The sequence below is a fragment of the Limibacter armeniacum genome (assembly GCF_036880985.1).
GTDB classification, from domain to species: domain Bacteria; phylum Bacteroidota; class Bacteroidia; order Cytophagales; family Flammeovirgaceae; genus Limibacter; species Limibacter armeniacum.
The window spans coordinates 627647-641873 of the sequence record NZ_JBAJNO010000008.1 but is presented as its reverse complement, the minus strand read 5'-3'; the positions used below and the strand labels follow the sequence as shown (position 1 = coordinate 641873).

The following is a 14227-nucleotide window of genomic DNA, read 5'->3' as shown; positions in this document are numbered from 1 at the left end:
TTTTTCCCTACTACTGTACCAAAGCTCCCCCACACTAAAAAGCCCAGACGCTTGCCACAATGTTACAAGAATATATTTAACAGTAGTTAAGAGTTTTTAAATATCGGCTAACCAAGAGTACTTTTGGTATTATGAAATAATAAATTGTATCATATGAAGATTTTTTACAGTATCCTACTCTCTTTTTTACTACTGACAACAGCTATTCTGCAAGGCTGTGGTCCAAAAGAATATCCTGCCGTTGGGGACCTTAGCTTATCGGTATTCGATAACCAGCTTATCCGTTTTGACACCCAAATAGGTGACATCCAGAAAGAAGGAGAAATCATCCTGCTGGACAACGGACGCATTGCTCTCAAAAAAATCAACATTCCAAACTACCAAAGAAAAGCGACAGCCAACTTACATGTTACCCTACAGTCCAATGGTGACCGCTGGGACAAGTCCGGCTCGATCTTTATGTTCCCTGCCGACCAGCCCATCAACCTGCTAAACATCAAAGAAGGTAAAACAACCTTTCCAAACCCTAATAAACTGCAAGAAGACTTTAAAGGAGTATTGGCATCAAAAGACTATACCCCCAATATAGAACTGATGCGTTTTATGACGCCTTTTGGCGTAGGGTATTATTCGACAGACACCGTGGAAACCACCAAAGGCAGGAAACCTGCTTATATAGCCCAATGGGAAAATGAGGTGGTTTGGGAACAGGATATCACTGATAGACTGCCAGCCTTGATGGGTAAAGACATCTACATTGGTGTTTGGATAGATACATGGACTCCTTCAGGATATAAACTGTCTGCACAACTGCACATTGAAGAGGCTTATCTCTCCAATGATGTAATGCCTAAGACATATGCCAAGCCCCTATTCAACAGCATTGCATATATGGGCCCTCAAAAGTCTTTTGACTACTTAAGCCGTCAGGATGCCACTTTTGAATTTGAGATTCCTGAAGGTATCCAAAACCCTACCATCAAATACCTGATTACAGGACATGGGGGGCATTCAAAAGGAGATGAGTTTGTCAAAAACCCCAATCAGGTATATGTAGACGACAAACTGGTACTTGACTGGACACCTTGGAGAGACGACTGTGCCTCATTCCGCCGATTCAACCCAGGTTCTGGTGTTTGGATGGTGGAAGTAGACAGTGCCCAATGGATTGACTGGGAGCAAGGCAAATATGTAAAAGGGAACATCAAGGAGCGTGTAGCATCTTCTGACCTGTCTCGTTCCAACTGGTGTCCGGGAGCTGTGGTAACACCGGTAAGTATACCGTTAGGTAATTTGAAGGCTGGCAAGCATACCCTCAAAATCAGTATGCCGCTGTCTCAACCTACCAAAGAGAATGAGTTCAACCACTGGTTAATATCAGCCTATCTTATAGGCGATCAACAATAGTATTCACCTAATTTTTTCCTGATAAACGAATGATCATCATGAAAACTGGATATATCAATTCTTTGGCAATTATGTGTCTGCTAACAGGGCTTTTCTCCTGTAACCTTGCTTTTGAATCGAGAACACCTATACAATATAGGCCACAGGTAGAAGCAGCGCTGGACAAGGCTGGCGACAACAGGGATGAACTGGAAAAAGCTTTGAAAAAAGTCCCTGAAGAACAGCTTGAAGGTATGTCTTTCCTGATTGCTTTTATGCCACAACATGATCTGGATACACTCACAGCAGACTACTTGCTGGAAAATGTAGCATTGGCTTATCAGGCAAGAAAAGAGTTTGACTGGGCGGTCAAGCTTCCCAAAGTGGTATTCCTGAATGAGGTGCTCCCATATGCGACCTTGAACGAACGTAGAGACAACTGGAGAAAAGACTTCTATAAGCGTTTTGCACCAATGGTTAAAGATGCCAAGGATATCCGTGAGGCGATCAGGATTATCAATCACAGTATAATGGAGGAAGTGGGTGTCAAATATTCAACAGCACGCCCCAAGCCTGACCAAAGTCCTTATGAGTCTATGGAGTGCGGACTTGCTTCCTGCACCGGACTCTCTGTATTGCTGACAGATGCATTTCGAGCTGTAGGGATCCCTTCACGTATAGCGGGTACTCCTAACTGGACTACCAAGGAAGGCAACCATAACTGGAATGAGGTATGGGTTGATGGCAAATGGTACTTTACGGAATATTACCCAAGTGGTGGGTTGAACCAAGGTTGGTTTTTGCCTGATGCAGGACAAGCAAACCCTAGTAAACCTGAAAACTGGATTTATGCTTCTTCATACCAAAAGACAGACATCCACTTTCCTCTAGTATGGGATATGGATATTGAGTATGTCTCTGCTGAAAACGTGACAAGCCGCTACCTTGAGCTTTACCAAGCACAACAGCTGGAAGAGCAAATGACAAAAGACGGTAAGGTAAAAATACAGCTGATTATGTTCAGAAAGAAAGGCTGCTCAATGGGAGATGACCGTATCTCTGTAGAAGTAAAGGCTTACCACAACAGTAACCTGCTATATGAAGGTAAAACCCCAAGCCCTGAACAGGATATGAATGACTACCTGACTTTCTATGCAGATCAGGGTAGTGAGATACAGCTATTTTACCCTACAGCAGATGACCTGATGCACTCAGAAAAAATCACCTTGGAGAAGAGTCAGACCATTAGGCTATACTATCAATAGCATAATGTGAGTTTTCATCATTTAGCCCTGCAAGGGTTATATATGTTTAAGGTGTTTATTCATCACTCCCATTAATTAGAATTGATTTTATAACAAGATGATCTATCAATATAAAAGGCAGCCCCTTAAAAAAAGAGGGGCTGCCTTTTGTATATTCAATCGTTACTAACCTAATCAAGCAGTTATCAACTTCTCTGCTTCCATCTTCGCCTTTAGGTTTTGAAGAGCAGTTTCATGTGACTCAGCTGTCTTGTTGATCGCCATATTGACCATAAAACCATAAGCAACGATTTCGATAGTCTCTTCCAGTTTCATACGATTTGCGCCCAACTCAGTAAAGCGGCAAGTGATATGTACATCCATATTGGGAGATGCCTTGACGTATGTATCAAACTGGTAGGCATCCTTAGCAATAACCTGCTCTGCCATTACAGAAGCTGGAAAAGTAAACGGTCCGATAGAGATTTTTTCTGTAATCCCCACCTTCAACTTGTCATTTCCTTGACTATCCGTATCCTGACCTAAAATAGCAATATCCGTTACCAACGGATATAGGTCCACATGGTGACGCATATCCTTGAAGTATGCAAATACAGCCTCTACACTGTTATCAATTTCAACTGTCAAGGTTGTGTGCTTCGATTTTCGGAGAGACATCATAGCTTGTTGTTTAGTTTTGTAATTAAGTGCCTACACAAAAAATACGACTGTCTAGCCGTTTTATTTTCCTTCAGATCAATCATCTTTTATCAAAACCAAAAAATATTGTGCTGTTAAACTACAGGGTGTTGGGGGCATTTCAATATTTGGAAATCAAATGCGGTAAGGCTGTATTCAAAATACGCTTATTATATCAGTGAAAGGAAGCTACACCAAGCCTTTGACTTTGTGGTATTTAGATTTAATCAAAGGGTATTATTCTTTGATTAACAATTATGTGTTAATTGCGGTAATACCATTGACAATAGATAAAAAAACTATGACAGCTACCTTTTTTGCCTCACCTGAAGAATTTAGAAAATGGTTAAAACAACACCATCAAAGTGAAACAGCTTTAATTGTAGGTTTTTATAAAATAAAGAGTGGCAAACCTTCTATGACATGGTCACAATCTGTAGACCAAGCGCTGTGTTTTGGCTGGGTAGATGGTGTCAGAAAATCCATCGACAAAGACTCCTACTGTATCCGTTTTACCCCTAGAAAACAAAATAGCACTTGGAGTACAGTTAATATCAACAAAGTAGAAGAGAGCTTAGCAAAGCAGGACTAATGACGCAAGCAGGGCTTCAGGCATTTAGTTTAAGAAAAGAAAGTAACTCCAGCACCTATTCGTATGAAAAGAAATTTATTACCCTGAGTCCTGCTTATGAGATGAAATTTAAGGAACAGAAAGTTGCTTGGGACTTTTTTGTCAGACAAGCACCATCCTATCAAAAAAGTATTATACACTGGATAATGAGTGCTAAACAGGAAAAAACCAGCATCTCACGCCTTGAAAAAACCATTCGTGTAAGTGAGCAACAAAAGCGATTAAGGTAAAACCTATTGGATGTAACTTACATTAAAAATGTAAAATATGATAGCAAGAATTTGGCATGGCCGAACAACAGTAGAGGATTATGAAGCCTATACAACCTTTTTGAAGGCTAAAGCAATACCGACTATAAAAGCACAGAAAGCTTTATTGACTTGACTTTTTTTAAGGAGAATTGAAAACGAAACGGCTCATTTCACCTTAATTACATTTTGGGAAAATTTAGAAGTAATCAAGAATTTTGCTGGAGAAGATTTTGATAACGCTAAATATTACCCAGAAGACAACGCTTTTCTACTCGATTTTGAAAAGAAAGTGATTCAATATGAGGTCTTTACTTAAACAGACAACAATCGTTGATATATTTAACCCCTTCGATCCAGCCATTCATTAATATAAAAGAGATAAACTTAATAATTCCATCGTTATTCTATTTCGACCTGTGGGATAAAAAAAGCAGGACACTGTAGTGTCCTGCTTTTCTTTATTTAACGTGAACGATGGACTAGACCTCCTTTTTAGAGCTGAAAATATCATTTGCCTGACGAAGGACTGAAGTCCATCGCCAATATATTTCGTCCCTTCGGGGCTTTGCCCTGAAAGGGCGAGATAGCGATGTTTTAATCCATAACTCACGTTTATTTATCTACCCAATGATATTGATTAGGTATAAGCAACTTCGAGAATTGGTGCGGCTTCCGTTACTGGCTTTCTCATCTCCAGCACACTCCAGGCTACCATAATCCCGCCCTTAAATAGAGAAGAGATACTGATGGTCCACCATACGCTTTCAATGCCCATCCCAAATACTTCTACCAACAACAAGGCAACCGGTACACGCAAACCGGTAAAAACAATTCCGATAATTGATGGAATTCGGCTTTTCCCAAGTCCGCTAAATAACCCTTCACACACGATCTCCCAGATCATAAACAACTGTGACACGCCTATGATTTGCAGGTAAAGACTTCCCAATAGCTGCGCTTCTTTTTCGGGTATAAACAGTCCAAATATTGGTACACCAAAAAATTCAAAGGCGATGGTGACTACCAGCCCGATTGTACTCATGACGGTCATGGTAATAAAGAACCCTCTTCGGATACGGTCAAATCGACCTGCTCCAAAATTCTGCCCTACAAATGATGCCAAGGCTGTACCCAGTCCCTGTGCTGTCATCCATGAGATAGATTCTATATGGGTTCCAACGCTTTGTACAGCAACCGATTCAGCTCCCCACTGTGCTACTTGCCTTGCGATAATCATGGCAAAAATGGCAAACAGGGATGCATACAATGCTACTGGCAAGCCAATATCAAAGATAGGCTTGGCAAAAGCCTTGGCCGGTATACGCCAAAGTTTTCCACCAAATGGGTTGCGGCTGCCCGTCAGGCGATACACAAACAATGCCCCGACAAATACCTGTGTCAGGACTGTTGCTATTGCAGCTCCCTCAGCGCCCATTGCAGGAACCGTATTTCCCCATCCAAAAATCAATAGAGGGTCCAACAGGATATTCAATACCAACCCGACAGCATTGAATACAAATGGCGTCCGGCTATTTCCTACGCCATTGAATATGCCCGAGAAGGTTGGGTTCCCCATAATAAATACCATCCCGACACCAATCACTTTCAGGTAACTGGCTGCCTTTTGCTCCACCAAAGGGTGATTCAGCTGGAAAAAACTGATAATAGGCTCTGCCCATACAAACAGAATGGCGCCATACAGTACAGAAAGTACAAAGGATAGCGCAACGGTATTTTCAGCAAATAGCCCAGCCTTCTTTCTATCTTTTTTTCCAAGTGCCTGTGCAATGGTTACCTCTGCCCCTACCTTGGTCATCAGCAACAGGGACAGGCCCAGCCACATAAAGAAACTGGCTGTACCGACAGCCGCCACTTCTTCACTACCTGCCCTGCCTAGCCATGCCATATCTGCCATGGTGTAAGCCATCTGTACAAAAGAGGTTGCCATAATTGGCATAGCTAGTTGCATCAGCTGCCTTAATATATTTCCTTGTGTTAGATCCTTGATTTCACTCACTTCCCGCTGGTTTTTGTTCGTCTTGCCAACTGCATGATTTACAGTTGTTAACTCAATTAAATCAGTCTTTTAGACAAAAAATGTCCGCAAAGATACGAGATCATCTTTCATAATCAACCTTCCACTTTATCTCCTTACAACCAAACCTATCTCCATAACATTCAACTTTTGAACAGGATCAATTGTCAATGTTTTAACCTTGACAAATCGAAGTGAATGAACGATCATTTGCATCCTCAGACTAAAATATAGTAAATTGCCGCGCTGAATGATTCAGTACCACATACTTCCGTACAAAACACGGAGCAAACTACTAATCGAATAAAGTAACAACTTCTACTACCATACGGTTAAATTGGTAGTCAAACAATAGCATAAACAAAATGACAAAGAGGCTTACACAGTTGCTGGAAGAATCTGTAAAAAGCAACTGGGAATTCAAGGCATTGGAGGACTATAAGGGCAAGAGTTATACATATGGGGAACTTGGGGAAACCATCACCAAAATTCACAGTGCATTTAGGGAGCTTGGCGTTGAGCAAGGCGACAAAATTGCCCTAATGGGAAAAAACTCAGCCAATTGGTGTACCATTTACTTGGCTACAGTCACTTATGGAGCGGTTATCGTACCTGTATTGCCTGACTTTAAGGCAGACGACACCCACCATATTGTAAACCATTCGGATGCTAAGGTGCTGTTTATTGAGAAGAATATCTTTGCAGGGCTTAGTCCTGAAAAGATGACCAATATCGAGGTGATCTTCTCCATCAAGGACTTTGGCTTACTCGAATCCACCAAAGAAGGCTTAGGGCAATCCATCTTCGAGATCGGGGCTACACGCTTTGCTTCGGATTTCTCCGGAGGGGTCAATGCGGCCAACCTGATGTTCCATTATGCTGACCCTGAAGCGCTGGCAGTAATCAGTTATACCTCTGGTACTACGGGCTTCTCCAAAGGTGTAATGATCCAACACAAAAGCCTTAGTGGCAATGTGGTGTTTGCACAGAACAATATGCCATTGCAGCCAAAAGACAAGATTGTCTCATTCCTGCCTTTGGCACACACTTACGGCTGCGCATTCGAATTCCTGTTTCCATTGACATTGGGCTGTCATATCACCCTACTGACCAAGACACCTTCTCCACAAGTTGTCCTGAGTGCTTTCCAAGAAGTAAAACCTTCCCTGATCCTGACGGTTCCTTTGGTGATCGAAAAGATCTTCAAGTCAAAGATTCAGCCTGAGCTGAGAAAACCAATGATCAGCAAACTGATCAAGATTCCAGGACTAAGAAATCTGGTATTCAACAAAATCAGAAAGGGCGTTTACGAAAGCTTTGGTGGCAACTTTAAGGAACTTGTAATTGGTGGTGCTGCCTTCAACCCTGAAGTGGAAGCATTCTTCAACAAGATCAAGTTTCCTTTTACAGTAGGCTACGGCATGACAGAGTGCGGACCTCTGATTTCTTACGCTTCTTGGAACACGACAAAGCTAGGTGCTTCTGGTCGTCCTGTTGATGAAGTAGAGGTTAAAATCGATTCAGACAACCAAAGAGAAGTTGTTGGGGAGATTATGGTAAAAGGTAGCCATGTAATGAAGGGCTATTACAAAAATCCTGAAGCGACAGAAAAAGTGCTGGATAACGATGGCTGGTTCCGTACGGGTGACCTTGGTGTTATAGACCATGAGGGCAATATCTTTATCAAAGGTAGAAGCAAGAGTATGATTCTTGGTCCTTCAGGCAAAAACATCTACCCTGAAGAGTTAGAGTCTCTGTTGAACAACTCTCAGTACATTACGGAGTCAATCGTGATTGACAAGAATAACAAACTGGTGGCACTGATCTACCCTGACTTTGAGGTAGTAGACAAAAACAACCTTTCACAGGATCAGTTGAGCGACTTACTGAAAAAAGAGGTCAAGGCAATCAACCACCGAGTGCCGGGTTATATGACTATCTCGGATTTCAAGATCAGTCCAACTGAATTTGAGAAAACTCCAAAACGAAGCATCAAGCGCTTTATGTATCAGGCATAATCAAGATGCTGGATGCTAGAATATATAAGAACCCCAATCAGATTACTTCCGATTGGGGTTCTCTTTTTTGCTTTTAATTAAGATGGATTGAAATCCACCAGTACTATATCCTGAAAGGGTATATAACTCATATTATTACTTCTTTACCCTAAGGTCGTACAGGTCCTTACGTCTGTCTTTCAGGTTACGCACACTACCGTGTTCGTGCAGCTCTTTCAACAATTCAAGGTCAATATCTGCCACCACCATCATCTCCGTATTTGGCGTTGCTTCCGCCTTCACTGTATTCATCGGGAATGCAAAATCAGATGGCGTAAAGATGGTTGACTGCGCATACTGAATGTCCATATTGTTTACCTGAGGCAAGTTACCTACACTACCTGTCATGGCTACATAACACTCATTCTCAATCGCTCTTGCCTGTGCACAATTTCTCACACGCATATAACCGTTTTGGGTGTCTGTCAGGAAAGGAACAAACAGGATTTGCATACCTTGTTCAGCCATGATTCGTGATAGCTCAGGGAACTCCACATCATAGCAGATCTGAATTCCGACCTTACCGCAGTCCGTATCAAATACAGCGACTTCGTTTCCGCCAACCATCCCCCAAGCCTCTATCTCTGAAGGCGTAATATGGATTTTGCGGTACTCTTCCCAAGAACCGTCCCTACGGAGCAAGTAAGAGATATTGTACAGCGTATCATCTTCCAGATAAGGCATACTACCTGTAATGATGTTGATATTGTACGATACGGCCATATCCAACATCCTTTTCCTGATTTCTTCAGTGTAGCCTGCCAACTGGCGCATGGCTGTTGCTTCACCCAAGTGGTTATAAGGTTCCATCAGTGGTGCCTCGAAAAACTCAGGGAACATCACAAAATCAGAGTGGTAGTTACTCACTGCATCCACAAAGTATTCCACTTGACGCATCAGAGCCTCAAAGTCTTCGAAAAGACGCATTTGCCACTGTACCAACCCTAGCCTTACGACCGTCTTCTGTGGACTGATCACTGGCTGATCCTTCTCAAAGTAGATGTTGTTCCACTCCAACAGTGTCGCATATTCCTTTGACTGCGTATCACCCAACAGGTAATTGCGCAAAACCTTCTTTACGTGAAAGTCATTGGACAGCTGGAAATTCAACGTAGGATCATAGATCTGTTTCATCCTGACCTTATTGATATATTCACGAGGCTTTAGCTCGTCAGCATATTTCTCATAATTCGGGATACGTCCACCCGCAATGATTGCCCTTAGGTTCAGGTTTTCACAAAGCTCCTTACGGGCATCGTATAACCTTCGTCCCAATCGCATACCACGGTAATCAGGGTGTACAAACACCTCAATACCATACAGCACATCTCCGTCAGGATCGTGGGTATCAAACGTATGGTTTCCTGTAATACTCTTAAAGGTGTGGTTGTCACCAAACTTGCCATACTGGACAATAATGGACAGGGCACTTGCCACCACCTTTCCGTTCACAGCGATACAAAGCTGTCCTTCAGGAAAAATGTTTAGCAGCTTTGCGATGTTTTTCCTTTCCCATGACATATCCAAACCTGAATAAGCCTGAATCATGGCTTCATTCAGTTCCACATAATCCGAAATCTGAAGGTGTCTCAGTTCTATATGCTGTTCCTGTTCAGTAGTTTCTGTTATCTGTTCCATATAGTTATCTATGCTTATTTTTCAATTTCCTTATCTTATATGAATTGATTGCGTATTGAATTTGTTCAATTCCGTTACAATCATTCACTTTGTTTGCAATTTGGGTGTTTTTATTCCTCAACCGTATCAGCGGTCAAATACATGATTCAGAACCTGTTAGTATTTTGAATGGTTCCTTATTAATTCCTCAGCAATATTATTTAAAATTTCTGGATACAAATACAAATTATATCAATTCTGTAACCATATTTGCCGCTCGTTTTGAGAGTCCTTTTTCACAATGATTTTTTTATCTTGTTGAGGGCTTAAGTCAACTATTTTTCACTTGGATATCCTCGTATTCCAATTGGCAACAAAGTTTTGTTTACTAAAGTGCTTTTGCGGAATAGTAAGGAATTTAAATAGCTTAGCATGCAAAAACTTACGGCGGCACAGATCATTGAAAAAATTCAACGCAGACAATGCTTTGAAGCAGAAACAGCTGACAACTCTCTTTATATCAAAATTGAAGACTATACACCATTTGCAGGCATTGCATTGCACAATGGAAACCAACTCAGAGAAGAGCTGCAAGAGAAATGTGCGCTTACCGAAGAAGAACGCTGGTACGAAGAAGCGCCCTATTCATTGGATATGATCTCTTCCCTACCTATTGTACTGGCTGGCAACGATTCACGCTTTGAATATGACCTGAACCGACCTGAGTCAAAGGCTGTATACAAAACCGCATGGAACAAGGAGGTATGGAATAAGAACCTGACCAAGAAGGAAAAAGACCTTTCTTTGGAAAAGCACCGTACCTTTTACCAGATATTGGATACGCTTATCCAAGTGCTGGAAAATAAGTTTTCGGCTGTACTGGTATTTGATATTCATGCATTTAACCATAAGCGAATAGATCATCCTACCCCTACATTCAATGTAGGTACTGAACTGCTGGACGATACACATTACCGCAAGGATATCAACTTCTTCCTGAAGGAACTGAAGCGTATCAAGTTGCCAAGCATTGATGTGTCTGCTGCCGAGAACGAGGTATTCTTTGGCAACGGTTACCTATTGGAACACCTTTCCGAAAAGTTTGCCAAGACGTTGGTATTCTCTACCGATGTCAAGAAAGTATATTGTAATGAAGAAACAGGTGAGGTTTACCCTGTTGTGGTGGACAAGCTGACCAACCAGCTCAAGAAAGCCATTATCAATACGGCTGCATTCTTTGCTCGCAACCGAACCAACCTTACTGTCGTCAAGAAGAACCACTTGCTTTCATTTGAGGTGGATGACAACCTGCTGAAGGTAGACAAGATGCTTATGGAGATCGCCAAAGGGTTTGAGATCCTGAGTATGGTCAACCCAATCAATATTGAGCAGGCAAAAAAGGAGTTTTTCAAGTCGAGGTTTCAGGTAAACCCAACCTTTAAGTATCGTCAACTGACGCTTAATCCATTCGAGGTCAAAAGGCAGCTTTATGCGATTCCTGTAGAAGATATCAGTGACATCTCATTGAAGTTGCTGTATCAGGATATCATCGATTCCTATGCTGACAAGATCGATATGATCGCTTCTATTGGTACTGACAAGTTTCTGTACAACTCCCTCCGCTATTTCGGAGAACCAGACTACAAGGACGTTCGCAATGCCGATTACTTGCTGCACTGCTCTCCAAGTATAGATGGCGATGAGGAAGAAAACCTTTCACCTGTAGAAGTAAAAGAGTTTTTTAAAGAAGTCATGGATGCTTACGGATTCAAGGCAAAGGTGGAAATCTCCAAGCAAATTGTCTCCAAAGTACTGATCATCAACAAGCAGAAATCGGTTAAAATCCGAAAGGATGCCATGTTCTCAGAGAAGTCACTTTATGCGCTGGCAGAACATGAGATTGGGGTACATATGGTTACAACAGTCAATGCCCGCTTGCAACCTTTGAGCATTTTCAGGTTGGGTATGCCACACAATACCCATACACAAGAAGGGTTGGCTATTTTGAGTGAGCTGTTGTCCAACAATATTACAGTGTCAAGATTAAAAATGCTTGCGCTAAGGGTGAAGGCGATTGACTTGTTCCTGAAAGGAAATGACTTCAAGGCTGTATTCCACTATTTGGCAGACTCCAAGCACTTGGATCAGCAGCAGGCATTCTATCTGGCTGCCCGTATCTTCAGAGGGGGCGGCTTCACCAAAGATTACCTGTACCTTAGAGGTTTCCGTGACATTCTGAAACACTACAAGGAAGGTAACGACTTGTCGCCATTGCTGATTGGTAAAACGACACTTCGTTACCAAAACATCATCAATGAAATGATTGAGCGAAAGATTTGTGTTCCTCCTAAATACATTACTCGCTCATTTGAAAGCCCTATAGATTCCAATCCTGTCATTAACTATGTGATGGAAGGGCTACAATAATAGATATCAGATCAAAGGAGACTCGCTTGGGTCTCCTTTCTTATTCACACCTATAAACCTCACTCCTCCAGTCACCTATCTAAATACTCAAAAAATAGTGTTGACATTGGCCTAAAATCATTTATTATTGCAAGCTTTTTACTGTCTGATAGCGAGCATAAAAAATTGTCTATCAGCGTAATGGTTAAGCATTAAGTTGTTTTTCATTACTTACATTATCGTTCTTTAAACATATGAGTATAGGGCTGGATCGTAATGCCCTGGCACAGCAACTCGACCAACTGGTTGATGGACTTGCCGAGCAGCATTTCGGTTTAGTGGACAACTTCTTCACGGGTGAGGAAGTGGACACGCTCTTGAATGAATTTGAAGCTTATCAGCAACAAGATGAATTCAAGAAGGCTGGCATTGGACAGCAGGATGATTTTCAGGTCAACAAAAAGATAAGAGGAGACCATATCCGATGGATTGAGGAAAGTGACACACATTTGTCATTCTTTGCTGAAAAAATTCGGACACTCATCGACTTCCTTAACCAGACCTGTTACCTAGGGCTTAAGGATTTTGAGGCACATTTTGCCGTATATCCTGAAGGCACTTTTTACAAAAGGCATCTGGATCAGTTCCATCAGGACAAAAACAGGCAGATTACGATCCTGTGTTACCTGAACAAAGAATGGACAGAAGCTGACGGCGGACAGTTAAGGCTTTTCTTTCCTGAGGGAGAAAACGAAAAGACCTTGGACATTTTACCAAAAGCAGGTCGCTTGCTGATTTTCAGAAGTGACAAGCTGGAGCATGAAGTCCTACTTACGCACAAAGAACGTTACAGCATTGCCGGATGGCTGCTGGACAAGCCTAAAACATTATCCTTTTTGGCATAAGCTTTTCGGCTTCAGCTATATGGTTGAAGCCGAGAAACTTTGAATAAGCGCCTACCGCTTTTTTTCAGAAACAATTCCTTCCAATTTGCACTTTATACCTAGAAGCAATCCAAATACTTTGATACTTTCCATATGTTATTTGAATACAAAGAACCTAAAACAGGGGGCATTTTCAGAATGTACCAAGGTGAGCAGCACCTCTCCCGCCACTACCTTCGTGACAAGGATTCAAAACTGCTCTCCCTTGCATGGAATATTGGAAAGGAGCAGGAGGTACATATCGACGGAATAGACTACCCGCTTGCCTCCAATGCTGTCCTTTCTTTGGTCAATAACCAAACCTTTCACTTCTCAAAAGCTGAAGACATCGTACTGTGGCAGTTTAACAGGGAGTTTTATTGTATTCTGGATCACGATAAGGAGGTTTCTTGTGCCGGACTGTTATTCTACAATGTCCAGCAGAATTCCTTTCTCCAATTGGACGTACAGGAACAGAAGAAATTTGAAGCATTGCTTACGGTCTTTATTGACGAATACCAAACAGCCGACAATATTCAAGGCGAGATGCTACGGATGCTACTCAAACGCCTAATCATCAAAATCACCCGTCTCCTAAAGCAGCAGAAAGCCGTTACGCTCAAAGAGCAGGAAATTGATGTGATCAGAGAGTTTAACCTTCTTGTAGAAAACCATTACAAGGAATTCCATCAGGTGCAGGACTATGCCAATATGTTGAACCGATCACCTAAAACCATCTCCAACCTTTTTGTCTCCTTCAGTCACCAGACACCTTTACAGGTCATTCAGGAGCGAATTATACTGGAAGCCAAGCGCCTTTTACTTTATACAGATAAAACCACTAAGGAAATTGCCTTTGAACTGGGCTTCTCAGAAGTGTCACACTTTAGCCGATTCTTCAAGAAACAGGTAAGTGTTTCCCCCTCAACATTCAGGGAAGAAAAAAATGCTTTATCCACTACAGAGGAAAAATAGCAA

11 protein-coding genes are annotated in these 14227 nt (G+C 41.9%); 8 read left to right on the top strand and 3 right to left on the bottom strand.

Going from position 1 to position 14227, the window contains the following annotated elements; genetic code table 11:
• The first annotated feature begins 153 nt into the window (after window positions 1-153).
• Window positions 154-1407: a PNGase F N-terminal domain-containing protein gene (locus V6R21_RS08595; protein WP_334242739.1), complete on the top strand. Its 1254-nt coding sequence runs from the start codon at window positions 154-156 to the stop codon at window positions 1405-1407.
• A gap of 38 nt (window positions 1408-1445) precedes the next feature.
• Window positions 1446-2651 (top strand): transglutaminase-like domain-containing protein, encoded by a 1206-nt coding sequence (locus tag V6R21_RS08590; RefSeq protein ID WP_334242737.1) that lies wholly within the window; start codon window positions 1446-1448, stop codon window positions 2649-2651.
• Window positions 2652-2825: 174 nt separating this feature from the next.
• Here the strand turns inward: V6R21_RS08590 and V6R21_RS08585 are convergent, their stop codons facing one another.
• Window positions 2826-3308: an SRPBCC family protein gene (locus V6R21_RS08585; RefSeq protein WP_334242735.1), complete on the bottom strand. Its 483-nt coding sequence runs from the start codon at window positions 3306-3308 to the stop codon at window positions 2826-2828.
• Between the two features lie 199 nt (window positions 3309-3507).
• On the opposite strand from V6R21_RS08585, the gene V6R21_RS08580 reads away from it, so the two are divergent.
• The gene (locus tag V6R21_RS08580; protein ID WP_334242733.1) at window positions 3508-3921 is read left to right on the top strand and encodes a YdeI/OmpD-associated family protein; all 414 of its coding nucleotides are present in this window, start codon (window positions 3508-3510) and stop codon (window positions 3919-3921) included.
• A complete protein-coding gene (locus V6R21_RS08575; protein WP_334242731.1) occupies window positions 3921-4190 on the top strand; it encodes a YdeI/OmpD-associated family protein in 270 nt (89 codons plus the stop codon). Before V6R21_RS08580 ends, V6R21_RS08575 begins: the two co-directional genes overlap by 1 nt.
• A 658-nt stretch (window positions 4191-4848) precedes the next feature.
• Here the strand turns inward: V6R21_RS08575 and V6R21_RS08570 are convergent.
• A complete protein-coding gene (locus tag V6R21_RS08570; protein ID WP_334242730.1) occupies window positions 4849-6228 on the bottom strand; it encodes an MATE family efflux transporter in 1380 nt (459 codons plus the stop codon).
• 383 nt (window positions 6229-6611) lie between these two features.
• On the opposite strand from V6R21_RS08570, the gene V6R21_RS08565 reads away from it, so the two are divergent.
• Complete coding sequence (locus tag V6R21_RS08565) at window positions 6612-8264, top strand: AMP-binding protein (protein ID WP_334242728.1); 1653 nt, start codon at window positions 6612-6614, stop codon at window positions 8262-8264.
• A gap of 135 nt (window positions 8265-8399) precedes the next feature.
• On the opposite strand, the gene V6R21_RS08560 is transcribed toward V6R21_RS08565, so the two are convergent.
• On the bottom strand, window positions 8400-9941 hold the full coding sequence (locus V6R21_RS08560; RefSeq protein ID WP_334242726.1) for a bifunctional GNAT family N-acetyltransferase/carbon-nitrogen hydrolase family protein: 1542 nt from the start codon (window positions 9939-9941) through the stop codon (window positions 8400-8402).
• A 411-nt stretch (window positions 9942-10352) separates the two neighbouring features.
• On the opposite strand from V6R21_RS08560, the gene V6R21_RS08555 reads away from it, so the two are divergent.
• From V6R21_RS08555 to V6R21_RS08545, 3 genes are all read left to right on the top strand, one after another.
• Window positions 10353-12347, top strand: coding sequence for a flavohemoglobin expression-modulating QEGLA motif protein (locus V6R21_RS08555; RefSeq protein WP_334242724.1), 1995 nt, complete (start codon window positions 10353-10355; stop codon window positions 12345-12347).
• A 233-nt stretch (window positions 12348-12580) separates the two neighbouring features.
• On the top strand, window positions 12581-13231 hold the full coding sequence (locus tag V6R21_RS08550) for a 2OG-Fe(II) oxygenase (protein ID WP_334242722.1): 651 nt from the start codon (window positions 12581-12583) through the stop codon (window positions 13229-13231).
• Window positions 13232-13363: 132 nt separating this feature from the next.
• Window positions 13364-14224 (top strand): helix-turn-helix domain-containing protein, encoded by an 861-nt coding sequence (locus V6R21_RS08545; RefSeq protein ID WP_334242719.1) that lies wholly within the window; start codon window positions 13364-13366, stop codon window positions 14222-14224.
• Window positions 14225-14227: the final 3 nt, after the last annotated feature.